We start from the raw sequence: 25436 nt of genomic DNA, 5'->3' as shown, positions 1-25436 counted from the left end.
GACCCCGGACGGCGACGTAACCGAACATTCCGGACCGTCAGGGCGTGACCTCGTACGAGGAGATGACCTGCTGGTAGATGCTGGTGACCTGGTCGCGCTCGTTGACCGGGCCGATGACCTGGATGATGTGGTAGCGGCCGTCGACGACCATCGCGAGGTTGCGGACGTACACCTCACGGCCGTTGACGTCCTGCCAGGTGTACTGCCCCTCGGCCATGGCCTGTCGGCCGACGTCCACCCGGCGGAGCCCGGTCGCCGTGGACCAGGAGGAGTCGCGGAACGGCTGCAACTCGGGTTCCTTGTCGCGCTGGTAGGCGAGCGGATCGGACCCGTTGGCCTGCACGGTGTCCCGGCCCGGCACGATCAGCAGGCTGAACCCGTCGCTGCCGTAACGGATCTGGCGGTCCGCGTTGGCGGGGCTGCGCAGCCATCCCTTCAGCACGCCCACCTCGAACCCCTCCGGGTCCTTGCGGAGCGTGTACCCGGGCGGAAGAGCCACGGCGGACCCGCTCGTCTGCGGATCCTGGGTCCCGGGCGCCGACGAGGCCTTGCCGGAGGCGGACGGCGAGGGCTTCTCGGCGGGCGGCTCGGAGCCTGCGGGCGCGGCGGAGTCGGTGGCCGCCGGGGTGGGCGCCGCCCCCGTGCGCGACCCTGCGTCGTTCTTCGGCATGAACACCAGGGCGTAGACCACCGCACCGGCCAGCGCCAGCAGGACGAGCAGCAGGAGCAGCCGGCCGAGGCGGCGCGGCGGGCGGTTGCCGTTGTCCCTCAGCACCTTGGGCTCGCGCGGGCCGCGTGGCGGCCTGCGCTCCTGCGCGGCCCGGGGATCGTACGCGTACGGCTGCGCGGGCTCCTGGTACTCCCGCTCGTCGGCCTCCGGGTAGGCGCGCAGCCCCAGGGCCTCCAGCCCTGCCGCCTCCTGACCGTCCCGGTCGTCCCGGCCCGCCTGGCCGCCGCCGGCGCCCTGGCGGTGCCGGCCCTGCGCGGCGGAGCGGAACCGGCGTCGCCTGCGGACGAGTTCGCCCTTGCGCCGGACGATGGGCAGTTTGGTGGCGTCGTCGGCGGGGAGCGGCACGACGTCCGTACCGGCCTCCGGCTCCGGGGCGGACCGGATCAGGGAGCGCAGCCAGCCGCGCAGCTCCTCGAAGTCGGGCCGCTCGGCGGGGTCCTGGCGCAGCAGCGACTCCACGACGGGCCGCAGCGGACCGCACTCCTCCGCGAAGGCGGGCGGCTCCCCGCACACCATCTGGACGAGCTCGGCGGCGTTCTCCTCCGGATAGGGGGCGTGCCCCTGAACCGCGCGGTAGAGCAGCGCGCCCAGCGCCCACAGGTCGGTGGCGGGGCCGATGGGCGGGGCGAGCTGCCAGTTCTCGTGGACGGGGCCGGCCTGCTCGGGCGCCCACCGCTCGGTGACGGCCCCGACGACGGCGATACGGGCCTGCCGGGCGCGTTCGGCGGCGAGCGGGGTGGCGGGCCCCCGGTAGACGGGGCCCTGGTCGCCGGCGGCCACGACGGCGTCCCAGCTGCCGGCGGGCACGCGTTCGACGGCCGCGCCGGAACGGGCGGCAGGCAGCATCTCGCGGCGGGAGTCGGCCCGCAGGGCGTCGGCGCCGGAGCCCCCGGCGGGCACGGAACGGCCGGAGTGGCCGTCCTCCCAGGAGCCGGCGAGGTGGACGCGGCGGCCGGGAGCGGCCGGACCCGGGTCCTCCGGGTCGTCGTCCTCCTCGTCGTCCTCCTCGTCGTAGAGGTCGGGGTAGAGATCGGCGGAGGAACGGCCCCAGCCGCTGGGCAGCGGCGGCAGCGCCCCGGCCGCGGGGCGCGGCGGAGGCAGCAGCCCCGGCCCGTCGGCGGCCTCGGCGCGCCGCTGCTCCTCCGCCCTGTGCTGCTCCTCGGCCCTGTGCTGCTCCTCGGCCCTGTGCTGCTCCTCGGCCCGGTGCTGTTCGTCCGCGCGCTGCCGCTCCTCGGCCCGGTGCTGCTCCTCCGCGAGGCGCTGCTCCTCGGCGCGCTGCTGCTCGTCGGTGACGCGGGCCGAGGCCGCGAGGGCGCCCGCACGGTAGGCGGCTATCGCTCCGGCCCGGGCGGCCCGCAGCTGGGCGGCGGTCGCCGCGCCGGGATCGGCGGGCGGCAGGGCCGCGCCCGGGGGCGCCTCCTGGACCGGCGGCCGGTGCTGCGGAACGGCGGGGACCGCGGGCGCGGGCGGGACGGCCGGGGCTGCGGGTGCGGCCGGGAGCGCCACCGCGGCGGAGTCCCGGTCGGCCCGGCCCGCGTACGGCTCCCCGTCGGCGTACGGGTCGCGGGGCCCGCCCCACGGGGCGTGCGGGGCGTGGACGGGGGGCAGGGCCGGAGGGAGCGCCGCGGGCAGCTCGGGGGCGTACCCGGTGTGCTGCTCGTCGTAGCCGCCACCGTCGTCGGGGCCGCCGTCGGTGCCGTCCCCGTGCTCGTACGCGTGCTCCCGCGCGGAGTCGCTCTCCGGCTCGTCGTGGAGCCGGGGCGGGGCGTCGGGTTCGTCCAGGTCGGGGCGGGGCACGGTGACGTACCCGCAGAGCGCCTCCTCGGCTGCGCCCGCCGCGAGGCCGGTCAGCATGACCCGGCCGTCGTCGCAGACCAGCACCGTCCGCACGGTGATGTTGCGGTGGGTCCAGCCGTGCGCGTGCAGCACCCGCAGGGCGGTGAGCACGTCGGAGCCGATCTCGGCGGCGCGGTAGGGGTTGAGGGGGCGTTCGGCCAGCAGTGCGGCGAGCGGGCGGGCCGGGACCAGTTCGCTGACGATCCAGAGCGAGCCCGCCTCGGCGAACACGTCGAAGACCTGGTCGAGACGCGGGTGGTCCGGGACCTGGGCGGCGGCCTGCGCGGCCTCTATCGCCCGGCGCACCGCCGGGTCCGAGGAGCGGCGGACCGCCCGGCCGGTGGTCCGGCGCGCGGGCGACGGCCGGCCGTCGCCGTCGAGCACCTCGGCGTCGACGACCTCGGGGAGCGGCACCTGCCGGACCAGGACCTCCTGGCCGCTGTAGGTGTCGAAGGCGCGCGTCTCGACCAGTTCGTAGGCGTCGGACGGCGGCAGCGGAAGGCGGTAGCGGTCGGCAAGCACCCGACCCGCGTAGTCGTCCACGACGCCTCCCCAGAGCGCACGGTCCCCCGGTCACGAGATCCGTACGAGCCGTCACATCACGGGTTTTTCCGTACATATGACGCGCCATCACGGCTGCGAACGGTTCTCGGTCTCTTACGATACGTGGCGGGACGCGGCGGCGCGTCCGGGTCGCGCCAACCCGGGTGGACCGGTCCGCCGGAAGCGGTGGGGTGACCGCCCCGGAGGGCGGTCACCGGACAGCGCCGGCCCCTCGTCGTCCCCGCGCCGGCCCCGCGTCAGTCCTTCGTCGGCCCCGTGCCGGCCCCGCGTCAGTCCTTCGCCAGTCCTTCGTCAGTCCTTCGGCGCGAAGGTGGCGAACGCCGTCTCCCGCAGGGTGCGGCACTCGTCCTCGTTCCACTGGGCGGCCGGGCAGCTCACCATGATCGAGTAGCCGTGCGTCGAGTCGGCGCGGAAGCCGCGGTTGAGGACGTGCACCCGCTCGCCGTTCTGGTTGCGCTCGAACTCCCAGTCGGCGACGGTCGGGTAGCCGTTGTACTCGACCCTCTTGATGCCGATGTGCTTGTAGCCGTTGCTCGCGGCGCTCACCCCCGCGACCGCCGCCGACCAGGCCGCGGCGGCGTCCTTGCCGGGCGAGCTGTTGTAGTCGATCTGGACGCGAGGGAAGCTTCCCTTCGACGCGTTGTAGATGCCACCCGAGTTGGACCCCGCGATGGCGGTGCGCGTGTAGGCGGCGGGCATTGCCATGGTGAAGTGGAAACGGCTGTCGCCGACCGTCCTGTACCCCTCCGGCAGCGCGCCGTCGTCCTTGCCGCCCTTGTCGTCCTTGCCGCCGTCGCCGTCCTTGCCGGACGAGGAGGCGGAGGCCGAGGCGGTGCCGGCCGTGGACGGAGCCGCGGAGTCGCCGGACGTGCCCTGCCCGTCCGTACGGTCGTCGCCCTTGCCGGAGGCGTCGGCCCCGCCGGTGGGCCCGGCCGCGGTGCCCTGGGTGGCCGTGCCCTTGCCGTCCTGGTCGTCCCCGCCGCCGAGGCTGAGCGCGAGCACGGTGCCGATGACCGCCAGCACCACGACTCCCGCGATGACCGCGAGGGTCCGGCGCGGCACCACGTCGGTGAGTGAGGCGCGGGTGGACGCGCCGGGGGCGCGCGGCGGCACTCCGCCGGAGGCCGAGGCCGAGGCCGAGGCCGAGGCGGTGCCCGGGGCGCCGGTCTTTCCGGGCTTTCCGGGCTTTCCGGTGGTAGCGGCGGGGCGGGGGGCGGCGGTACCGCCGGCGGGCGTGGCCGCCGGGGTCGCGGCGGAGGCGCTCGGAGCCCCGGCCGCACCGGCCGCACCCGCTGCCCCGGCGGCTGCCGCGGCCTTGGAGTTCCGTACGGAGCGCAGGGCGCCGCGCAGCCGGTCCCGGGTTCCCTCGCCGGTCCCGGAGGAGACGGGCGTCCGGGCGTCGGCGGGCCCGGTCCTGCCGTCCGAGGGGGCCGGGCCCACCCCGGCGGGTACGGCCATCACCTGGGTGGCGTCGGCCTGCGGCTTCTCCGGGGCGTTGACGATCGCGGTGAGCAGCGCGCGCGCACCGGCGTCGTCGAGCCGCTGTTCGGGGTCGCGGGTGAGGAGGCCGTAGATGACGTCCGTCAGCGGGCCCGCGTTCTTCGGCGGGTCGAGCGGTTCGGTCATCACGGCCGTCAGCGTCGCGATGGCCGAGCCCTTGTCGTAGGGCGGGCTGCCTTCCACGCTCGCGTAGAGCAGACCGCCGAGCGACCAGAGGTCGGCGGGCGGTCCGGGCTTGTGGCCGCGGGCGCGCTCCGGCGAGATGTACGAGGGGGCGCCGACCAGCATGCCGGTGGAGGTCACCGACGGGTCGCCCTCGACCTGGGCGATGCCGAAGTCGGTCAGGACGACCCGGCCCTCCTGGGATATCAGCACGTTGGACGGCTTCACGTCCCGGTGCAGGATGCCCTCGCGGTGCGCGGAACGCAGCACGTCGAGGATGGCGAGGCCGACCTCGGCCGCCCGTCGGGGCGTCAGTGTGCCGTCCTCGCGGATCACTTCGGCGAGGGACTTGCCCTCGACGAGCTCCATGACGATCCACGGCCGGTCGTCCTCGTCGACGACGTCGAACACGGTGACGGCGCTGGTGTTGCGGATGCGCGCGATCGCCTTGGCCTCACGCAAGGTGCGCGTGATCAGCCGGCGCTTCTCGTCGTCGTCGATGGCCGTGGGGAACCGGAGTTCCTTCACCGCCACCGTCCGGCCCAGGGTCTCGTCCTCGGCGCGCCAGACGGTACCCATACCTCCCCGGCCGAGCACCTTCCCGAGCCGGTACCGTCCCGCGAGAAGACGTCCTTCGGTGTCCCGTTGGGGCCCGTTTGCCTGCTCCGCCTCCGACATGCGTCCCCTCTGCGATCAACCCGCCCTGGCAGAGCGACCATTGTCCCTCACCCCGGGACCGGTTCTGGTGCGGGGTCCGCGCTCGGCCCCGACGGGGCCCGGGAAAGGGCTTACGGGGCACGGGGTGCGGCTGCCCGGCTCCGGTGCCGGGCGCACCCACGGCCTAAGGGCGGGTGCCCCCTCCTCGCCCTCCCATGCCCCGGCCGCCGGGGCCGCGCGACGCCCCGTCAGTTCGGCACGGCCGGACCGGGCGGCCGGACCGGGCGGCCGGACCGGATGGCCGGACCGGCACGATCCGGGCGGCCGCCGGCTTCGGCACGGTCAGATCGGCACGATGTCCGGTGCGCCGAGCCGGGCCGCGTCGGCCGTGAGGTCGTCCGGCTGGCGCTGCGACTCCCGCTCGGCCTGGACCCGCTTCTCGTAGTGCTCCACCTCGCGGTCGACCCGGTCCGCGTCCCAGCCCAGCACCGGGGCCATCAGTTCCGCGCAGACGCGGGCGCTGAGGGTGCCCCGGTCGAAGGTCTCGATGGAGATCCGGGTCCGCCGGGTGAGGACGTCGTCGAGGTGGCGGGCGCCCTCGTGCGAGGCGGCGTAGACGATCTCGGCGGCGAGGTAGTCGTCGGCGGCGGGCAGCGGCTCGCCGAGTGCGGGGTTCTCCGCGATCAGCGCGAGGAGCTCCTCGGCGAGGGAGCCGTACCGGTTGAGCAGGTGCTCCACCCGGACGACGTGCAGGCCGGTGGCGGCGGCGATCCGGGCGCGGGCGTTCCACAGGGCGCGGTACCCCTCGGCGCCGAGCAGCGGTACGTCCTCCGTGACGCACTCGGCGACCCGCTGGTCGAGGCCGTGCACGGCCTCGTCCACGGCGTCCTTCGCCATCACCCGGTAGGTCGTGTACTTGCCGCCCGCGACCACCACGAGGCCGGGCACCGGGTGCGCGACCGTGTGCTCGCGGGAGAGTTTGCTGGTCGCGTCCGACTCGCCGGCCAGCAGCGGGCGCAGCCCGGCGTAGACGCCTTCGACGTCGTCCCTGGTCAGCGGGGTGGCCAGCACGGTGTTGACGTGTTCGAGGAGGTAGTCGATGTCGGCGCTGGAGGCGGCCGGGTGGGCCTTGTCGAGGCTCCAGTCGGTGTCGGTGGTGCCGACGATCCAGTGGCGGCCCCACGGGATGACGAAGAGGACGGATTTCTCGGTCCGCAGGATCAGCCCGGTCGAGGAGTGGATGCGGTCCTTGGGCACGACGAGGTGGATGCCCTTGGAGGCGCGGACGTGGAACTGTCCGCGTTCGGCGATCAGCGCCTGGGTGTCGTCGGTCCACACACCGGTCGCGTTGACCACCTGTCTGGCCCTGACCTCGTACCGTCCGCCGGTCTCGACGTCCTCGACCAGGGCGCCGACGACGCGTTCGCCTTCCCGGAGGAATCCGGAGACCCGCGCGCGGTTCGCCGCGTGCGCGCCGTAGCTCACGGCGGTACGCACCAGGGTGGCGACGTAGCGGGCGTCGTCCATCTGGGCGTCGTAGTACTGGAGGGCTCCGACCAGGGCGTCCTTGCGGAGCGCGGGGGCCACGCGCAGGGCGTGGCGGCGGGAGAGGTGGCGGTGGGCGGGGAGTCCCCGGCCGTGTCCGGAGGAGAGGGACATCGCGTCGTAGAGGGCGACGCCGGAGCCCGCGTACAGCCGCTCCCAGCCCTTGTGCTGCAAGGGGTAGAGGAACGGCACCGGCTTCACCAGGTGGGGGGCGAGGCGTTCCAGCAGCAGACCGCGTTCCTTGAGCGCCTCGCGGACCAGGGCGAAGTCGAGCATCTCCAGGTAGCGCAGGCCGCCGTGGATGAGCTTGCTGGACCGGCTGGAGGTGCCGGAGGCCCAGTCGCGCGCCTCCACGAGTCCGGTGGAGAGCCCTCTGGTGGCGGCGTCCAGCGCCGTCCCCGCGCCGACCACGCCCGCGCCGACGACCAGTACGTCCAGTTCGCGTTCGGCCATCGCGGCGAGCGCCTCGGCGCGCTCGGCGGGTCCCAGTGTCGATGTCCTCAACTCTGCCTCCCGGTGGATCGGTGTGGGCGGGCGCCCGGGCGGTGTGTCCGGGTTCCGTACGGCCGGAGCGGCCGTGCCCACGTTCCCGATTCTGTCCGCGCATCGCGACTTCAGCCACCGCCTGTGGACAACGCTCCCGATCACCACGGATGACAGCGATCATTCCGTGCGACATAAATGCGACATACAGGTCATATTTACGCCTAGTCTGACATCGCGCGGTCCACAGCAGTTGCGCTTTCGGTCCTCATGGTCCTATGGGAAGGACGGCCCTCGCATGCCCGCAGACCTCGCGGTCATCGGCCTCGGTCACCTCGGCCTGCCCCTCGCGCAGGCAGCGGTCGCCGCCGGCATCGACACCATCGGTTACGACACCGATCCGCGCCCGTACGCGGATCTCGGCGCGGGGCGCACCCCGGTCGAGGGCTCGCTCACCGCGTCCGAAGTCCGCAGGATGCTCTCCCGGGGATTCCGCCCCACCACCAACGCCACCGAACTCGGCCGGGTGCGCACCGCGGTGATCTGCTCCCCCACCCCCCTCGGGCCCGACCGCACCGTCGACCTCACCGCCCTCGGCGACGCCGCCCGGGCACTGGCCGCCCGGCTCCGCCCGCACACCACGGTGCTGCTGGAATCGCCCGTACCCCCCGGCACCACCGAGAACCTCCTGCGCGGGCTGCTCGAAGAGGGGTCCGGGCTGCGCGCGGGCCGCGACTTCCACCTCGCCTGCTCCCCCGGCCGCCTCGACCCCGGCAACCGCACCCACACCTACGCCAACACCCCCAAGGTCATCGGCGGCCTCACCCCCGCGTGCACCGAGTCCGCCGCCGCGTTCTACGGCCGGCTCACGGACAAGGTGGTACGCGCCAGGGGCCCGCGCGAGGCGGAGATGACGAAGGTGCTGGAGACCAACTTCCGGCACGTGAACATCGCCCTCGTCAACGAGATGGCGGTGCTCTGCCACGAGCTGGGCGTGGACCTCTGGGACGTCATCCGGTGCGCGGAGACCAAGCCCTTCGGCTTCCAGCCGTTCCGTCCCGGCCCCGGGGTCGGCGGCCACGGCGTCGCCCTGGACCCGGGCAGCGCGCCGTACGCCGGCCACGCGCCCGGACCTCCGCTGCGCCTGGTCTCCATGGCGCAGGAGATCAACGACCGCATGCCGAGCTATGTGATCCGCCGCAGCGCCACTCTGCTGAACGAGCACGGCAAGTCGGTGCGCGGCGCCCGCATCCTCCTCCTCGGCGTCACCTACAAGCCGGACAGCGCCGACCAGGAGGCGGCCCCGGCCCGGGACATCGCGAGCCGGCTGATGGACCTGGGCGCGCAGATCGGCTACCACGACCCGCACGTCCTGGACTGGCGCGTCCGCGACGTCCCGGTGCCCCGCGCCGACTCGCTGTACGAGGCGGCGGCCGCCGCCGACCTGACGCTGCTCCTGCAGCACCACCGCACATACGACCTCCAGGGCCTCGCGGTGAAGGCGCAGCTCCTGCTCGACACCCGGGGGGCCACTCCGGCGGGGGCCGCGCACCGGCTGTGAGGGGCGGGACGGCGTACGGGCGGGAACGGCCCTCGAATCCCGGTGGGCGCCGTCACAGGCGGCTGCTAGCCTGCGGCGTCACCTTCGCACAACCGTGCGCATCCGCCGCACCGTCGTGCGCGCATCCGTCCCAGGGGGATTTCCACCATGAGCCAGCCCGTGCCGCCGCCCAGCCGGCCCCAGCAGCCCGAGGACGGCCGGCCCGTCGCGGGCAACCCGTACGCGGCCGAGGCGCCCGAGGCGCCCGTCCCGGCGGCACCGCCCGTGGCACCCCCGGCCGGAGCGCCCGTGCCCCAGGCCGGTCCGCCGGTCGGGGCCCCGGTCGCCCCCGCGCCGGGCGCGCCCACCGGCAACCCCTTCGCGGGCGCGCAGCCCGGTCAGCCGGGGCCGCCCGCCCCCGGCACCCCCTGGCCCGCGCAGGCAGGGCAGCCGGGGCAGTACCCCGGGGTTCCGTTCGCGCCGGCCGCCGGTCCGGTCCGCGACAACCTGGCCCTCGGGCTGCTCGCGTCGCTCGGCACCGCAGCCGTGATCGGTGCTGTCTACGGCGCCATCATCGGTGGCACCGAGCGCGAGTTCGCCTACGCCGGGGTCGTCGTCGGCCTCCTCATCGGCTGGGTGGCCGGCAAGGTCGGCGGCAGGAACCCCGTGCTGCCGTTCGCCGCCGCGGTGTTCTCCCTCGCCTCGATCTACTTCAGCCAGCTGCTCGGCGAGGCGATCTTCGCCTCCAAGGCACTCCCGGTCTCCGTCACCGACATGTTCTTCAAGCACTTCGGCGTGCTCCAGGAGGCGTGGAAAGCCGACATCGGCTTCATCAGCGTCGTCGTCTTCGTGCTCGCCGCGTTCGCGTCGTTCTCCACCGCCAAGAAGCTCTCCGACTGATCCGCGCCGGCTGCCCCGCATACGGAGAGGGCCCGGCCCGCATACGGAGAGGGCCCCGACCACCAGGTGTGGTCGGGGCCCTCTCCGTATGCGGGGATCCCCGCGAAGCCGCGCGGAACGCGATCAGCGGCGGTGCTGCGAGTCCGCCACCGTCACCTCGACGCGCTGGAACTCCTTGAGGTCGCTGTAGCCGGTCGTGGCCATCGCGCGGCGCAGGGCGCCGAAGATGTTCATCGAGCCGTCCGGGGTGTGCGACGGGCCGGTCAGCACCTCCTCGGTCGTACCGACCGAACCGAGGTCCACCAGCTTGCCTCGCGGCACGTCCTCGTGGACGGCCTCCATGCCCCAGTGACGGCCGCGGCCCGGCGCGTCGGTGGCGCGGGCCAGCGGGGAGCCCATCATCACGGCGTCCGCGCCGCAGGCGATGGCCTTCGGCAGGTCGCCGGACCAGCCGACGCCGCCGTCCGCGATGACGTGCACGTACCGGCCGCCGGACTCGTCCATGTAGTCGCGGCGGGCACCCGCCACGTCCGCCACGGCGGTCGCCATCGGCACCTGGATGCCGAAGACGTTGCGGGTGGTGTGCGCGGCGCCGCCGCCGAAGCCGACCAGGACACCCGCCGCGCCGGTGCGCATCAGGTGCAGGGCCGCGGTGTAGGTGGCGCAGCCACCGACGATCACCGGGACGTCCAGCTCGTAGATGAACTGCTTGAGGTTGAGCGGCTCGGCGGCACCGGAGACGTGCTCGGCGGAGACGGTCGTACCGCGGATGACGAAGATGTCCACCCCGGCGTCGACGACGGCCTTGGAGAACTGGGCGGTGCGCTGCGGCGAGAGCGCGGCGGCGGTGACGACACCGGAGTCGCGCACCTCCTTGATGCGCTGCCCGATCAGCTCCTCCTGGATCGGCGCGGAGTAGATCTCCTGGAGGCGCCGGGTCGCGGACTCGACCGGCATCTCGGCGATCTCGTCGAGCAGCGGCTGCGGGTCCTCGTGGCGGGTCCACAGACCCTCCAGGTTGAGGACGCCGAGTCCGCCGAGCTCGCCGATGCGGATGGCGTGCTGCGGGGAGACCACGGAGTCCATGGGAGCGGCCAGGAACGGCAGCTCGAAGCGGTAGGCGTCGATCTGCCAGGCGATCGAGACCTCCTTCGGGTCCCGGGTCCTGCGGCTCGGTACGACAGCGATGTCGTCGAATGCGTATGCCCGGCGGCCGCGCTTGCCGCGCCCGATCTCGATCTCAGTCACGATGTGTGGCCTTTCCCTCTACGTCTGCGCTGACCAGTATCCCCGACACACACGGGAGGGGCGGCCCGGGGAACCCCGGCCCGCCCCTCCCGCACCGCGCCCGGTGCTACTTCCTGCTGTAGTTCGGTGCCTCGACCGTCATCTGGATGTCGTGCGGGTGGCTCTCCTTGAGGCCCGCCGACGTGATGCGTACGAAGCGGCCCTTGCTCTCCATCTGGTCGATGGACTCGGCGCCCACGTAACCCATGGTCTGACGCAGGCCGCCGACGAGCTGGTGGAGGACGTTGCCCAGCGGGCCGCGGTAGGGCACCTGACCCTCGATGCCCTCGGGCACGAGCTTGTCGTCCGAGGACACCTCGGCCTGGAAGTACCGGTCCTTGGAGTACGAACGGCCCTGGCCGCGGGACTGCATGGCGCCCAGCGAACCCATGCCCCGGTACGACTTGAACTGCTTGCCGTTGATGAACATCAGCTCACCCGGCGACTCCTCGCAGCCCGCGAGGAGGCTGCCCAGCATCACGCTGTCCGCGCCCGCGGCGAGCGCCTTGCCGATGTCGCCGGAGTACTGCAGGCCACCGTCGCCGATGACCGGCACACCCGCCGCGCGGGCGGCGAGAGCGGCTTCGTAGATCGCGGTGACCTGGGGGACGCCGATACCGGCGACCACACGGGTGGTGCAGATCGAGCCGGGTCCGACGCCGACCTTCACGCCGTCGACGCCGGCGTCGATCAGGGCCTGCGCGCCGTCGCGGGTGGCGACGTTGCCGCCGATGACGTCTATGCCGACGCTCGACTTGATCTTCGCCATCCAATTGAGGGCGTTGCTGTTGTGGCCGTGCGAGGTGTCGACGATGAGGAAGTCGACCCCGGCGGAGGCGAGCGCCTGGGCGCGGTCCAGCGCCTCGGGGCTGGCGCCGACGGCCGCGCCGACCAGCAGACGACCCTCGGCGTCCTTGGCGGCGTTGGGGTACTGCTCGGCCTTCTTGAAGTCCTTGACCGTGATGAGGCCCTTGAGGGTGCCCGCCTCGTCGACCAGCGGCAGCTTCTCGATCTTGTGGCGGCGGAGCAGCTCCATCGCCTCCACGCCGGAGATGCCGACCTTTCCGGTGACGAGCGGCATCGGCGTCATGACCTCACGCACCTGGCGCGAACGGTCGGACTCGAAGGCCATGTCACGGTTGGTCACGATGCCCAGGAGCTTGCCCGCGGGGTCGGTGACCGGCACGCCGCTGATGCGGAACTTCGCGCAGAGCGCGTCCGCCTCGCCGAGGGTGGCGTCGGGGTGCACGGTGATCGGGTCGGTGACCATCCCGGACTCGGACCGCTTGACCAGGTCGACCTGGTTCACCTGGTCCTCGATCGAGAGGTTGCGGTGCAGCACGCCGACGCCGCCCTGACGGGCCATCGCGATCGCCATCCGCGACTCGGTCACCTTGTCCATGGCGGCGGACAGCAGGGGGATGTTCACGCGCACGTTGCGGGAGATGAGGGTCGAGGTGTCGACCGCGTTGGGCAGGACCTCCGACGCGCCCGGCAGCAACAGCACGTCGTCGTATGTCAGCCCGAGCGTCGCGAACTTCTCAGGCACTCCGTCGACGTTTGCAGTCATGACACCTTCCCCAAATGGTCTTGATCGGTGCGGATGTCCATGCTAACGGCCTTCGGAGGTGTCTCATTCCACGACCAAGATCACCGAGCTCCCCGGTAGATTCCTACAGAAGGCCGGGACGCCCGGGAAACGGGGGCCGGACCGGGAGACGCCGACGCGGGTGCGTCCGAAGTCACTGCTCGGCGAGGGCTCGCAGCCGGCTGAGCGCCCGGTGCTGGGCGACGCGTACGGCACCGGGGGACATGCCCAGCATCTGTCCGGTCTCCTCGGCGGTCAGGCCGACCGCGACCCGCAGGACGAGCAGCTCGCGCTGGTTCTCCGGGAGGTTGGCGAGGAGCTTCTTGGCCCAGGCCGCGTCACTGCTGAGCAGCGCGCGCTCCTCCGGGCCGAGGGAGTCGTCGGGGCGCTCGGGCATCTCGTCGGACGGGACGGCCGTGGATCCGGGGTGGCGCATCGCGGCGCGCTGGAGGTCGGCGACCTTGTGCCCGGCGATGGCGAAGACGAACGCCTCGAAGGGGCGGCCCGTGTCGCGGTAGCGGGGCAGCGCCATCAGTACGGCGACGCAGACCTCCTGCGCCAGGTCCTCGACGAAGTGACGAGCGTCACCGGGCAGCCGGTTCAGTCGGGACCGGCAGTACCGCAGGGCGAGGGGGTGGACGTGGGCCAGCAGGTCATGGGTCGCCTGCGCGTCGCCGTCCACGGCCCGATGCACCAGGGCAGCGATCACCGTCGTCTCGTCGTCACGCATCGGACCATGGTGCCTCGGTGCGGACCGGTCCGCGCCATCGCGTTCCGAGTTGTGCACCGAAGCGTTACGAGCGGGTGCGCCGGATGTCATGTCCTGCGCCCTCCCCTTCCGCTGGATCCGCTGGGCCGAATCGTCGTTCCCGAGGAACTCCACAGCTCAAGGATGCGTCATCGGCCGGGAAGCGTCACCCACCACCGCCGCAACCCGGCTCGCCGTGGGCGGGCCGCCCCGCCGGCGCCCTCCGTCGCCCCGTCCGCGGGTCCGCGGACGGGGACGATTCCGGCACGTGGGGACGGCCACGCCTCAGCGCACCAGGCCCCAGCGGAATCCGAGCGCCACGGCGTGGGCACGGTCCGAGGCGCCGAGCTTCTTGAAGAGCCTGCGGGCGTGGGTCTTGACCGTGTCCTCGGAGAGGAAGAGCTCGCGCCCGATCTCCGCGTTGGACCGGCCGTGGCTCATGCCTTCGAGCACCTGGATCTCGCGTGCGGTGAGTGTGGGGGCCGCCCCCATCTCCGCGGACCGCAGCCGGCGCGGGGCGAGCCGCCACGTCGGGTCGGCCAGCGCCTGGGTCACGGTGGCCCGCAGTTCGGCGCGCGAGGCGTCCTTGTGCAGATAGCCGCGGGCACCGGCGGCGACCGCGAGCGCGACACCGTCCAGGTCCTCGGCGACCGTCAGCATGATGATCCGGGCGCCGGGGTCGGCGGAGAGCAGCCGCCGGACGGTCTCCACACCCCCCAGGCCGGGCATGCGGACGTCCATCAGAATCAAATCCGAACGGTCGGCTCCCCAGCGGCGGAGTACTTCCTCGCCGTTGGCCGCCGTCGTCACACGCTCGACGCCGGGCACGGTCGCAACCGCGCGACGGAGCGCCTCCCGGGCGAGCGGGGAGTCGTCACAGACGAGGACGGATGTCATGACCGTCCTCCGCAGCTGATGCGCGTCACCTTGAGCCTCCAGGCTGATACAAGTCGTCACCTGTGCGGTTGACCCCCTCGGACATGTGCCCGAGCCGGTTAGTCACCAACCGCCTCCGCACTCTCAACGATGGTCACTCGAAAGAGTTACGGGTCGGACCGTAGGGTTCGGCACTCTACGTGAGGCCGCACATACGGAGCGGATCGACGCGGGCGCTTCACCCTTCAACCGAAACTTCACCGGTTGGCGTGCCCTATTTGGCGGGTTTTCTTCCCTTTTCCTGGTGTCTGTGACTAGATTCGCAATCAGTCATATTTACATCTACTACGACCATAGATGTACGGTCACGCCTCAGCCCCTGAGGAACCGAGGGACTGGGGAGCTGGGGATCAGCCCACCGACGGACGACGACGGACTGCGACTGCCGGGACGACGTCCCCGGCAGAGCACGGTTTCGAGGGGACAAGCAATGGCAGATTTCTCCCGCCTTCCCGGACCCAACGCGGACCTGTGGGACTGGCAGCTGCTCGCGGCCTGCCGGGGGGTCGACAGTTCACTGTTCTTCCATCCCGAGGGCGAACGCGGAGCCGCCCGCAGCGCCCGCGAGACCTCGGCGAAGGAGGTGTGCATGCGCTGTCCGGTACGCGCCGAGTGCGCCGCCCACGCGCTGGCGGTCCGCGAGCCCTACGGAGTGTGGGGCGGCCTGACCGAGGACGAACGCGAGGAACTGATGGGCCGCGCCCGCAACCGCCTGATCACGGCGGCCCACTCCGGTACGGGTGGCGGCGCACAGCACGCCGGTACGGGTGGCGGCGCACAGCACGCCGGTGCGGGTGACGGCGCGCGGCACGACTGAGGACCGCACGCCGACCCGTCACCGCAGGAACGTTTCTGCAGTCACCGCGCGATCAGCGGATCGGCCCGGTCGGCCGAGTCGGGGGGATCGGCGGGATCGGCGGAACCGGGGGGGTTCAGCGCTCCGCAGCCAGCGACAGCTGGTCCAGGGTGGCCGCCACGGCGGGGACCCGGGCCAGGTCCGGCAGGGTCAGCGCCACGATCTCGCGCACCACGGCGGGCTTCACCGTCACGGTCACGGCCCCCTTGGGCCGTACCGACTCGATCGCCAGCGCGGGCAGTACCGCCACTCCGAGCCCGGCGCCGACCAGTCCGATCACGGCGGGGTAGTCGTCGGTGGCGAAGTCGATACGGGGGGTGAAGCCGGACTCCTCGCAGACCTCCACGAGCTGCCGTCGGCAGCGCGGGCAGCCGGCGATCCACGGGTCTCCTGCGAGTTCACCGATGTCGATCGCGTCCGTCCCGGCCAGCCGGTGGTCCTCGGGCAGCAGCCCGATCAGCCGGTCCGCGAGCAGCGGCCGGACGACCAGGTCGTTCCAGTCGCCGTCGCCGCTTTCCGCGCCGTCACCGCCGCCCGAGTTGCCGTACCGGAAGGCCAGCGCGATGTCGCAGTCCCCGTCGCGGAGCATCTCCACGGACCGGGGCGGTTCGGCCTCCACCAACGACACCTGGGTGCCGGGGTGCTCGGCGCGCAGTGCGGCGAGGGCGCCGGGGACCAGGGTGGAGCTGCCACTGGGGAAGGAGACGAGCCGGACCCGGCCCGCGCGCAGCCCCGCGATGGCGGCGACCTCCTCCTCGGCGGCGGTCAGCCCGGCGAGGATGCCGGAAGCGTGCCGGACCAGGGCCTCGCCGGCCTGGGTGAGCCGCATCTCCCGGCCCGTACGGATCAGGAGCGGCGTGCCGACCGACGATTCCAGCGCCTTCATCTGCTGGCTGATGGCCGGCTGGGTGAAGCCCATCTCGCGGGCGGCGGCGGAGAACGAGCCGGTGGTGGCGACGGCGCGCAGGACGCGGAGATGACGGGCTTCGATCACCCCTCCACCATAAGCGTCGCTTCTGAGGATTGCGCAAAACTGCCGTGCGGCTTTGATGCCGGGCGTTCTAACCTTGCTCCATGCATCTGCTGACCGTGAACGTCGGGACCGCCCGCCACTCCGAGCACACCAGCTCCCGCGACGGCCTCACCGGCATCGACAAGCGCCCGGTCGAGGGCCCGGTGCGGGTGACCGACCCGGGGCCGAAGGGCGTCGGCGGCAGCGGTCTGGCGGGGGACGCCGTCTGCGACCTGCGCCACCACGGCGGGAGCGACCAGGCGGTGTACGCGTACGCCCGCGAGGAGCTCGACGCCTGGGAGCGGAAGCTGGGCAGGCCGCTGCCGAACGGGATCTTCGGGGAGAACCTGACGACCCTGGGCCTGGCGGTCAGCGAGGCGCTGGTCGGCGAGCGGTGGCGGATCGGTCCGGACCTGGTCCTGGAGGTGACCGCAGGCCGCATCCCGTGCCGTACGTTCGCGGGCCACGTACAGGAGGAGCGCTGGGTGAAGCGCTTCAGCCAGGAGGCGGTGACCGGCGCGTACCTGCGGGTCATCACCCCCGGCTCCATCAGTGCCGGGGACCCGATCGAGATCGTCCACCGCCCGGACCACGGGGTGACCGCGGCGCTGGAGTTCCGTTCCTTCGCCGACCGCACCCTGCTGCCGAGCCTCCTCCCGGCGGGCGAGGCACTGCACCCGGAGGCGCTGGCGGCGGCGCGGGAGTACGTGGCGAAGCAGGGGGTCTGACACCCTGCGGGCCCTCGGCGGACGAGGCGCCCCGTGCGGCGGGGGCCGTGACCGGAGAAGGATGCGGGACCCACCCGCCTACGGAAGTGAGCACGCCCATGACGGAACCCGCTCCGGTGGACCTGGTCCACCTCACCGACCCGGACGGAAACCGCTGCGTCGTACGCGTCACGGGGCGGTGGATGCCGGGGGTGCTGACCGGCCATGACACTCTGTGCGCCGAGGTACTCGCCGCCATGGGCTTCGCCGATGCCAGGCTCGACTTCCACCTCATGCCGAGACACCTGGACTCCTGGGAGCAGGCGCTCGCCGGCCTGGCGCCGGGCGGGACGGCGCGCCTCGGCGACGAGGACGCCCTGAATCTCGACATCCACCCGCACGAGCACGGCGGTTGGCTGTCGATAGCGGTCGACGACCCGGACCGCCTGACGGCCCTCTGGGGGGCCCGGCCGGAGGGCGACTGGATCGCCGAGCACCGGGAGCGCCTGGAACAGGTCCGCCGGACCTGGCCCCGCGAGGTGGTCGAGACGTCCCCGGGAGCCTATGTATGGAGCCCCGACCGCAAGCGGTGAGACCGCCGGCCCCCTACGAGGAGGAGGGCCCCGCACACCCCTCGGTGTGCGGGGCCCTCCTCCTCGTAGGGGGCCGGGCGGTACGGCGACGCGTCAGGCGGCTTCGACGGCGGCCTTCGCGGCCGGGGCCTCGCCGGCCTCGTCCTTGTCGGCGGCCGGGCGGACGAGGCCCGGGATGAACGCGGCGACGGCGGCGGCGACCAGGGCGACGCCGCAGCCGACCGTCAGGCCGACGCGGAAGCCGTCCTCGGAGGCGAGGGTGTGGCCGCCGAGGTTGATGGTCATCTGGGCGAGGACCACACCGATGACGGCCGAGCCGATGGTCGTACCGAGCGAGCGCATCAGGGTGTTGAACCCGTTGGCGGCTGCGGTCTCGGAGATCGGGACCGAGCTCATGATCAGGGCGGGCATCGCGCCGTAGGCGAGGCCGACGCCGCTGTTGATGACGATTCCGACGATCATCAGGCCCCAGGCGGAGCCCATGAGGAAGAGAGAGATGCCGTAGCCGGCGGAGATGACCAGTGCGCCGAGGACCAGGGCGATCTTCGGGCCGCGGGCGTTGATCAGCTTTCCGCCGAGCGGGGAGACGATCATCATCATGACGCCGCCGGGGGCCATCCAGAGACCGCACGCCAGCATCGACTGGCCCAGGCCGTAGCCGGTGGCCTCGGGGAACTGGAGGAGCTGCGGGGCGATCAGCATGAAGGAGTACATGCCGACGCCGACCAGTATCGAGGAGATGTTGGTCATGAGGACGCGGGGGCGGGCGGTGGTCCGCAGGTCGACCAGCGGGTCGCGGGTGCGGAGCTCGTAGAAGCCCCACACGCCCAGGGCCACGACGGCCACGGCGAACAGGCCGAGCGTGGTGCCGGAGGCCCAGCCCCAGTCGGCGCCCTTGGAGATGGCGAGCAGCAGGGAGACCAGGCCGATGGCGAGCCCGACCGCTCCGGGTGCGTCGAAGCGCTGCCCCTTGGCCCCGGCGGGGACGTCGGGGACGAAGGTGTGGATCAGTACGGCGACGATCACCGCGAGCACCGCGGAGCCCCAGAACAGGACCCGCCAGCTGGTGTACTCGGCGACGGCGGCGGAGATCGGCAGGCCGAGGGCGCCGCCGATGCCCATGGAGGCGCTGACCAGGGCGATCGAGCTGCTGAGCTTCTCGGCGGGGACCACGTCACGGAGGAGCGCGATGCCGAGCGGCACCATGCCCATGCCCATGCCCTGGAGACCCCGGCCGACGATCATCGGCACGATGGAGGAGGACAGCGCGCAGACCACGGAGCCGACGATCAGCGGGACGGCGCACGCCAGGAGCATCCGGCGCTTGCCGAGGAGGTCGCCGAGGCGGCCGGTGACCGGCACACAGACGCCCGCGACGAGCAGCGTGACCGTGATCACCCAGGCCGTGTTCGAGGAGGAGGTGTGCAGGATCTGCGGGAGCTCGGCGATCAGCGGGGTGACCAGGGTCTGCATGATCGCGGCGGCGGTGCCGGCGAGGGCCAGCGTGGTGATCACGCCGCCCGTGCGGGCCGTGGGCTGGGGTGCGTCCATAACGCGATTCCTCGGTGTGGGTCGGGACGGGAGGTCCGGGACGAAAATCGGGCGGGCTGGAGCAGGGCGGGACAAGGGTGAGCATCGTGCAATCCCAATGCATTATGCATGCCGTGTGCTCGATGCACATCCTGTGTCAGGATGGAGCCGGGCCACCCGGGACCCCGACACACCGGCCCGGCAGGAAGCTGGAGGCATCCCACCCATGGACAGGGCCGTCAAGGACGTCGAGTACGAGCAGATGCTGCTCAGTCGCCACGGGCTCCTGAGCCACCGCAAGGGCCGCCGCGAGGACGGCGTCCTGGAGCGCAGCGCGTACATCCTGCTCAGCCGCATCCGCATTCAAGGCCCCATGTCCATCGGGGAGTTGAGCGAAGCATTCGACCTCGACACCTCGACGCTCAACCGTCAGACGACGGCGGCGATGCGCGCCGGACTCGTCCAGCGCATCCCCGACCCGGCGGGCGGGATGGCCCGCAAGTTCCGCATCACGGCCGAGGGCAGCCGGATCCTCGACGAGGAACGCGAGGGGACGGTCGCCGCCCTGGGCCGGGTCATGGTCGACTGGCCGGGCGAGGACGTCGCCGCCTTCGCCGGCTACCTCCGCCGGTTCAACTCGGACCTGGAACGCCTCGGCGGACGGCCCTGGCCCCGGCCCTGAGTCGGGTGGATCGCCTCAGCAGCCGTCCAGACACGCGGAATCTTCCGCATCGCACCGGCGTCCCGGTCAACGCGCCCCCACGCAGGAACCTTTCGGCGACATGGGGGCTCGTCCGCGCGGGAGGGGTCCGGCAGTGCGGGAGGGGTCGGCGCGATGACCTGGCAGGCCCTGCCGGGAAAGCCGATCACCCCGCCCCCGCGCGCCCCGGCCCCACCCCGCCGTCGATGAGACGTCGCAGCTTCGCCTTGCCGGGCGTACGGGGCACGCACTCCGGGGAGTTCGGCGGGTGGGCGTAGGCACCGGCCCGCGCCCCGGACATGCTGTCCCCCTCCGACACCAGCACGGCCGGTCCGAGAATGGCCTGATCGCAGTCCACACAGATCAACGGAACCTCCGCCATTCCTCGGCCAGACGCGACGCGGACGCGCAGCGTTCACCCGCGCGGCAGGTCGAGCAGTGGATGGTATGCCTCAGATACGCACGGTATGCGGCGTCGGGCTCCGCCGCGCGAGGTTCCTCTTGTTGTGTAGTCACGTAGGGATTCGGGCGCCGGAGGGGGCCTGGATGAGAGTCGGGACGAGATGGCCGAAACAGTCCGACGGTTGCCGGTCGGGGCGCCGCGAGGGAGTTCCTGGTCCACCGCGCGTACCGCTCGGACCCGCCGTCCGGGTGCCCGCCGCGTGGCGCCGCCCCTTCGGAGCGCACCGCGCGTGGTCCTCTCCGGCCCGGATGACGGCGGTCGGCACGGAAGCGGGCCGACCGCCGGGTAGGCGGCTGCACGGTGCCGGGCCGAAAGAGGGGAGGCGCGTCCCCGCCGCGCTCCCACCGTGTTCCCGCCGCGTCCCCGCCGCTGCGGGAACACGCGCGGAATCCGACCCCTGCCGGGGTCGGAGCCGCGATGAGAATGGGTGCCCGGAGCCGGACTCGAACCGGCACGCCCCCGAGGGGCAGCGAGGTTTAAGCTCGCCGTGTCTGCGTTCCACCACCCGGGCTGGCGCGCGGCTCCGCGTCGGGTCTTGACCCTATCCGGGGGTGCCCCCCACCAGCGGAGCAGTAGCGCGATGTTGTCTTATTTTATTGATCGCTTGATGGTGCGTCAGACCGTGCTCCGAGGTCATGACCACGGCCCGGACCCGATCATGGTCCCTCTCCCCGGAGAACGGGATTGACGGAAAGTCGCCGCACTCTTACGGACGAATCCGCCGGACCTCCACCACCGTTCGCCAGGGCCTCGCCACCCCCCTTCTCCGGCTGCCGGCCGGCCGCGTCGTCCGGGCCGTCGTTCACACCTCGTCCAGGCGGTCGCGCACCCCGTCGTTCACGCACCGCAGCACCGGCTTCCGGGTGAGGGCGTCCGGGTCGGCGAGGTGGGCTCCGGTGACGTGGAAGAGGGTGGTTTCGCCGGGCAGCAGGGTCACGAGCATCTCGTCCACCCGGGCCGCCGGGCCCAAGCGGTCGGGGAAGAGCGCGAGGTCGCGCAGGAGGGTGCGGGCGGTCACCCGTACCTCGTAGGCGGCAGGACCATCGGGGGTGACGGTCGCCGTCCAGCGGGCCGGGGGGAGGTCCACGGCGGGGTCCTCCGCGTAGAACTCCACGGTCCGCAGCTCCCCCAGCCGCACCACCAGCAGTTCGCGGGCCGGGTCCGCCGGGGCGGCGACGGACGGCGGGAGGGGTACCCGGGTGACGTCCCGGGCGGCCGTGGTGACGGGCAGCCGCTCCTCGGCGAGCACCGTGCCGTCGAGTGCCCGCCGGGCCAGGTGGAGGGTGCCGTCCCAGGGTTCGGCGGCGTCGTTGACCAGGTGGAGGGTGGCGTCGCGGAGGACGGCGAGGCGGTCGGCGTACACCGACCGCAGGGCGTACCAGAGGGGTTTGCGGCGGCCGTCGCCGTCGAGGGCGGACCAGGAGACGACCGGCCAGCAGTCGTTGAGCTGCCAGACGACGGAGCCCATGCAGTACGGGGTGTGGCTGCGGAAGTGGCGGATGCCGAAGGCGACGGCGCGGGCCTGGTTGAGCTGGGTGAGCCAGTGCCAGTCGTCGAAGGAGGCGGGGCCGTCGCCGGCGGGCTGCGGGAGGTGGTCGCCGAGGCCACGGAGCAGCTTGGCGTCGCCGTCCTCGGCCTTCTGGTGGTGGCGTACGTAGGGCGCGTCGGGCGCGAGCGGGCCGCTGATCGCGCGCCGGAGGGTGGCGTACGCGGGCGGCCCCTGGAAGCCGAACTCGGCGACGAAGCGGTGCGCGTGGTCGGCGTAGTGGCGGTAGTCCACCCGGTTCCACACGTCCCAGAGGTGAACCGTTCCCGACTCCGGTGCGTTCGGAGGGAGTTCGGGTGATCCGGAGTAGGGCGAGCCGGGCCAGTACGGGCGGGTGGGGTCGAGTTCGGCGCAGATCGCGGGGAGCAGTTCGTGGTAGTAGCCGTACCCCCAGGTGCGGCTCCCGAGCTCCTTGGCCCAGCCCCAGTCGGCGTGGCCCTCCAGGTTCTCGTTGTTGCCGCACCACAGGACGAGGGAGGGGTGCGGGGCGAGGCGGGCGACGTTCTCGCGGGCCTCGGCCGCGACCTCGTCGTACAGCGGCTGCTCCTCCGGGTAGGCGGCGCAGGCGAAGGGGAAGTCCTGCCAGACCAACAGGCCTTTTTCGTCGGCAAGTTCGTAGAAGTCGTCGCTCTCGTAGAGGCCGCCGCCCCAGACGCGTACGAGGTTGACCCCGGCGGCGACGGCTTCGTCGAGCCGGTCGGAGAGGTGCTGCCGGGTGATCCGGGACGGGAAGCAGTCGTCGGGGATCCAGTTCACGCCGCGGACGAACACCGGTTCGTCGTTGACGGCGATCCGGAACGCCTCGCGCTCCAGGGAGACCGTGCGGAAGCCGGTCCTGCCCTGCCATGCGTGCCCGCCGACCCGGACCTCGACGGCGTAGAGCGGCTGCTCCCCGTGGCTGTGCGGCCACCAGCGTCCGGCGTCCGGTACGGGCACCACGAGGGTCGCTGCCGTCCCTTTGGCGGGGACGGTGAACGTGTGCCGTTCGCCCGCGACTTCGACGTGCGCGGCGAGCGCTCCCGCGCGGTCGCCGCGCTCGCCCCGGCGGTCCACCGTCAGCGTCGCGGTCAGGCGCGGCACGCCGTCCGGGTCCACGTCGCCGAGGAGCTTCACCCCGGCGATCCGGGGGCCGGTCCAGGTCTCCAGCGCCGCGGGGCGCCAGATGCCGGAGGTGACGAGGGTCGGGCCCCAGTCCCAGCCGAAGTTGCAGGCCATCTTCCGGATGAAGGCGTACGGCTCCGCGTAGGCGCCTGGGCGGTCGCCGAGGCGGTCGCGGAGCGCTTCCGCGTAGGCGTACGGGGCGGTGAAGCGGATCTCCAGCGTGTTGGCGCCCTCGCGGAGCAGGTGCTCGGCCGGGAAGCGGTAGGAGCGGTGCTGGTTGGCGGTGCGGCCGAGCTCGGTGCCGTTCAGGGTGACGGTGGCGACGGTGTCGAGGCCGTCGAAGCAGAGGTCCGCGCTGAGGTCCGCGGAGGAGGCCTCCGCGGCGGAGCGATGGAAGGTGGTGCGGTACGTCCAGTCGGTGCGGCCGATCCAGCCGAGCCGGTTCTCGTTGTCGTCCAGGTACGGGTCGTCGATGAGCCCCGCCGCGAGCAGGTCGGTGTGGACGCAGCCGGGGACGGTGGCGGGCACGCCGCCGGCCGGGAGGGCCACCGGGACCGGCCCGTCCGGGCGCAGCGTCCAGCCGTCGGCGAGGGGCAGTCGGTGGAGCGTCACGCGGTGATCCTTCCGCAGTCGGGGAGTCCGGCGCAGGCCACGAAGTGACCGGGTCCGGCCTCGCGGAGCCCGGTGGGGTCGGCGGGTTCCGCCGCCCCCGCGTGGTACGCGCAGTGCTCCACCGGTTCCGGCGGGTCCCAGGGGGTGTTGAGCCGGGGCACGGCGGCCAGCAGCGTCCGGGTGTACGGGTGCAGGGGGTTGCCGAACACCTTCTGCGTGTCGCCTCGTTCGACGACCCGGCCCCTTCGGAGCACCACGGTCCGCTCGGCGAGGTAGGTGCCGAGGGAGAGGTCGTGGGTGATGTAGAGGACGCCGAGTCCGCGTTCCTTCAGCCCGGCGAGCAGGTTGAGCACGTCGATACGGGTGGAGGCGTCGAGCATGCTGGTGATCTCGTCGGCGACCAGGAAACTCAGGTCGAGCAGGAGCGCGCGGGCGATCAGGAGGCGCTGCAGCTGGCCGCCGCTGAGCTGGTGCGGGTAGCGGCCGAGCACCTGGCCGGGGTCGAGGCGTACGTCGCGTACCGCCTTCTCGACGCGCTCCGCCCACTCCCGGTCGCCGATTCCGGGGTGGTAGGCGCGGCGGATCATGGCGAAGACCCGGTCGGCCTTGAAGACGGGGTTGTAGCAGGAGAACGGGTCCTGGAAGACGCCCTGGACGCGGCGGTAGAAGTCCTTGCCCGGGCGGACGGGTGCGCCGTCCAGGGTGAGGCTGCCGCCGGAGATCCCGGTGAGGCCGAGGATCATGCGCCCGATGGTGGATTTGCCGCTGCCGCTCTCGCCGATGAGGGAGACGACTTCGCCGGGCGCCGCGTCGAAGGAGACCCGGTCGACGGCGGTGACGGAGCCGCCGCCGAAGGCGCCCGCGCGGTAGGTCTTGGTGACTCGGTCCAGGGTCAGCATCATGCCTTCCAGCACGCGACGGAGTGACGGGGGGCGATCTCCACGACCGGCGGTTCCTCGGCGCATCCGGCGTCGGCGAGCGGGCAGCGGTCGCGGAAGCGGCAGCCGGCCGGCGGGTCGAGGAGCGAGGGCGGGGAGCCGGCGATGCCGCTGAGCGGCCGGTCGCGGTGGCGGACGCCGACCTCGGGGAGCGAGCCGAGGAGCATCCGGGTGTACGGGTGGCGGGGCTCGGCGGTGAGGACCCGGGTCGGCGCCTTCTCGGCGAGCTTTCCCGCGTACATCACCATGATCGAGTCGGCGATGTGCGAGGTCAGGGCCAGGTCGTGGGTGATGAAGAGCATGCTGGTGACGAGGCCCGCGTCGCGCAGTCCGGTGAGCGCGGTGACGACCGCCTTCTGGGTGGAGACGTCGAGGGCGGAGGTGACCTCGTCGGCGATGAGGACGGCGGGGTCGAGCAGCGTGGAGATCACCATGACGGTCCGCTGTTTCATGCCGCCGGACAGCTCGATCGGGTACCGGTCGAGGACGTCCCGGTCCAGGCCCACCAGGTCGAGCCTGCGGTGGAGTTCGGCGGTGTCGACGCTCACCCCGCGCGAGGCGAGGAGTTCGCGGATCATGCGGCCGATGCGGCGGGTCGGGTTGAGGGCGCTCATCGAGTACTGCGGAACGAGCGAGATCCGGTGGAAGCGGAAGGCGTTCATCGCCCGGTCGTCGGCGATGGGGACGTCCTCGCCGTCGAGGGTGACGGTGCCGCCGGCGTGCCGCATCCGGCCGTCGAGCCGGATCAGGGACTTGCCGAGGGTGGTCTTGCCGCAGCCGGACTCGCCCGCGAGGCCCAGGATCTCGCCGTCGGCCACGTCGAAGCCGACGCCGTCCAGCGCCCGGACCTCGCCGCGCAGGGTGCGGTAGTGGACCCGCAGGTCGGTGACGGTCAGCGTCAT

At 72.8% G+C, this 25436-nt stretch carries 19 protein-coding genes and 1 tRNA gene; 6 read left to right on the top strand and 14 right to left on the bottom strand.

The window, feature by feature from the left end:
- Nucleotides 1-37 precede the first annotated feature (37 nt).
- The 3 genes from ACFZAX_RS08960 to ACFZAX_RS08950 all read right to left on the bottom strand — a co-directional run bounded on the left by ACFZAX_RS08960 (nucleotide 38) and on the right by ACFZAX_RS08950 (nucleotide 7498).
- Entirely contained in the window at nucleotides 38-3109 is a 3072-nt protein-coding gene (locus ACFZAX_RS08960; protein WP_390960292.1) for a protein kinase, read from the bottom strand.
- Between the two features lie 312 nt (nucleotides 3110-3421).
- Nucleotides 3422-5470, bottom strand: a complete 2049-nt coding sequence (locus tag ACFZAX_RS08955; protein ID WP_390960291.1) for a protein kinase — start codon at nucleotides 5468-5470, stop codon at nucleotides 3422-3424.
- 321 nt (nucleotides 5471-5791) lie between these two features.
- On the bottom strand, nucleotides 5792-7498 hold the full coding sequence (locus ACFZAX_RS08950) for an FAD-dependent oxidoreductase (RefSeq protein WP_390960290.1): 1707 nt from the start codon (nucleotides 7496-7498) through the stop codon (nucleotides 5792-5794).
- 277 nt (nucleotides 7499-7775) lie between these two features.
- Here ACFZAX_RS08950 and ACFZAX_RS08945 point away from each other — a divergent pair, with 277 nt between their 5' ends.
- On the top strand, nucleotides 7776-9038 hold the full coding sequence (locus ACFZAX_RS08945; RefSeq protein WP_390960289.1) for a nucleotide sugar dehydrogenase: 1263 nt from the start codon (nucleotides 7776-7778) through the stop codon (nucleotides 9036-9038).
- A 147-nt stretch (nucleotides 9039-9185) separates the two neighbouring features.
- Complete coding sequence (locus tag ACFZAX_RS08940) at nucleotides 9186-9917, top strand: hypothetical protein (RefSeq protein ID WP_390960287.1); 732 nt, start codon at nucleotides 9186-9188, stop codon at nucleotides 9915-9917.
- A gap of 123 nt (nucleotides 9918-10040) precedes the next feature.
- On the opposite strand, the gene ACFZAX_RS08935 is transcribed toward ACFZAX_RS08940, so the two are convergent.
- The 4 genes from ACFZAX_RS08935 to ACFZAX_RS08920 form a co-directional block, all read right to left on the bottom strand.
- Entirely contained in the window at nucleotides 10041-11165 is a 1125-nt protein-coding gene (locus ACFZAX_RS08935) for a GuaB3 family IMP dehydrogenase-related protein (protein WP_328719853.1), read from the bottom strand.
- A gap of 106 nt (nucleotides 11166-11271) precedes the next feature.
- The gene (guaB, locus tag ACFZAX_RS08930; RefSeq protein WP_390960286.1) at nucleotides 11272-12774 is read right to left on the bottom strand and encodes an IMP dehydrogenase; all 1503 of its coding nucleotides are present in this window, start codon (nucleotides 12772-12774) and stop codon (nucleotides 11272-11274) included.
- A 172-nt stretch (nucleotides 12775-12946) separates the two neighbouring features.
- Nucleotides 12947-13522: a sigma-70 family RNA polymerase sigma factor gene (locus tag ACFZAX_RS08925; RefSeq protein ID WP_266708156.1), complete on the bottom strand. Its 576-nt coding sequence runs from the start codon at nucleotides 13520-13522 to the stop codon at nucleotides 12947-12949.
- 303 nt (nucleotides 13523-13825) lie between these two features.
- Entirely contained in the window at nucleotides 13826-14437 is a 612-nt protein-coding gene (locus ACFZAX_RS08920; protein WP_003948568.1) for a response regulator transcription factor, read from the bottom strand.
- A gap of 469 nt (nucleotides 14438-14906) precedes the next feature.
- On the opposite strand from ACFZAX_RS08920, the gene ACFZAX_RS08915 reads away from it, so the two are divergent.
- Nucleotides 14907-15293, top strand: coding sequence for a WhiB family transcriptional regulator (locus tag ACFZAX_RS08915; RefSeq protein ID WP_390960285.1), 387 nt, complete (start codon nucleotides 14907-14909; stop codon nucleotides 15291-15293).
- Nucleotides 15294-15408: 115 nt separating this feature from the next.
- Here ACFZAX_RS08915 and ACFZAX_RS08910 read toward each other — a convergent pair whose 3' ends face one another.
- Nucleotides 15409-16326: a LysR substrate-binding domain-containing protein gene (locus tag ACFZAX_RS08910; RefSeq protein ID WP_390960284.1), complete on the bottom strand. Its 918-nt coding sequence runs from the start codon at nucleotides 16324-16326 to the stop codon at nucleotides 15409-15411.
- A gap of 80 nt (nucleotides 16327-16406) precedes the next feature.
- On the opposite strand from ACFZAX_RS08910, the gene ACFZAX_RS08905 reads away from it, so the two are divergent.
- Nucleotides 16407-17072, top strand: a complete 666-nt coding sequence (locus ACFZAX_RS08905; RefSeq protein WP_390960283.1) for an MOSC domain-containing protein — start codon at nucleotides 16407-16409, stop codon at nucleotides 17070-17072.
- A gap of 98 nt (nucleotides 17073-17170) precedes the next feature.
- A complete protein-coding gene (locus ACFZAX_RS08900) occupies nucleotides 17171-17644 on the top strand; it encodes a DUF5959 family protein (RefSeq protein WP_390960282.1) in 474 nt (157 codons plus the stop codon).
- 93 nt (nucleotides 17645-17737) lie between these two features.
- Here the strand turns inward: ACFZAX_RS08900 and ACFZAX_RS08895 are convergent, their stop codons facing one another.
- On the bottom strand, nucleotides 17738-19195 hold the full coding sequence (locus ACFZAX_RS08895; RefSeq protein ID WP_390960281.1) for an MFS transporter: 1458 nt from the start codon (nucleotides 19193-19195) through the stop codon (nucleotides 17738-17740).
- A gap of 205 nt (nucleotides 19196-19400) precedes the next feature.
- On the opposite strand from ACFZAX_RS08895, the gene ACFZAX_RS08890 reads away from it, so the two are divergent.
- The gene (locus tag ACFZAX_RS08890) at nucleotides 19401-19856 is read left to right on the top strand and encodes a MarR family transcriptional regulator (RefSeq protein WP_390960280.1); all 456 of its coding nucleotides are present in this window, start codon (nucleotides 19401-19403) and stop codon (nucleotides 19854-19856) included.
- 184 nt (nucleotides 19857-20040) lie between these two features.
- Here the strand turns inward: ACFZAX_RS08890 and ACFZAX_RS08885 are convergent, their stop codons facing one another.
- The 5 genes from ACFZAX_RS08885 to ACFZAX_RS08865 form a co-directional block, all read right to left on the bottom strand.
- Nucleotides 20041-20241 carry a hypothetical protein gene (locus ACFZAX_RS08885; protein WP_390960279.1) on the bottom strand — a complete coding sequence of 67 codons (201 nt, stop codon included), beginning with the start codon at nucleotides 20239-20241 and terminating at the stop codon, nucleotides 20041-20043.
- 524 nt (nucleotides 20242-20765) lie between these two features.
- A tRNA-Leu gene (locus tag ACFZAX_RS08880) sits at nucleotides 20766-20848 on the bottom strand.
- A 291-nt stretch (nucleotides 20849-21139) separates the two neighbouring features.
- A complete protein-coding gene (locus tag ACFZAX_RS08875; RefSeq protein ID WP_390960278.1) occupies nucleotides 21140-23596 on the bottom strand; it encodes a glycoside hydrolase family 2 TIM barrel-domain containing protein in 2457 nt (818 codons plus the stop codon).
- On the bottom strand, nucleotides 23593-24510 hold the full coding sequence (locus ACFZAX_RS08870; protein ID WP_390960277.1) for an ATP-binding cassette domain-containing protein: 918 nt from the start codon (nucleotides 24508-24510) through the stop codon (nucleotides 23593-23595). Before ACFZAX_RS08870 ends, ACFZAX_RS08875 begins: the two co-directional genes overlap by 4 nt.
- Nucleotides 24495-25436: an oligopeptide/dipeptide ABC transporter ATP-binding protein gene (locus tag ACFZAX_RS08865; RefSeq protein ID WP_390960276.1), complete on the bottom strand. Its 942-nt coding sequence runs from the start codon at nucleotides 25434-25436 to the stop codon at nucleotides 24495-24497. The genes ACFZAX_RS08870 and ACFZAX_RS08865 overlap by 16 nt, the downstream gene beginning before the upstream one ends.

It is taken from the genome of Streptomyces sp. NPDC008125 (assembly GCF_042957125.1).
Classification (GTDB): domain Bacteria; phylum Actinomycetota; class Actinomycetes; order Streptomycetales; family Streptomycetaceae; genus Streptomyces.
Note: the sequence above shows the minus strand (reverse complement) of the source record. Positions and strands in the feature narration are given on the sequence as shown.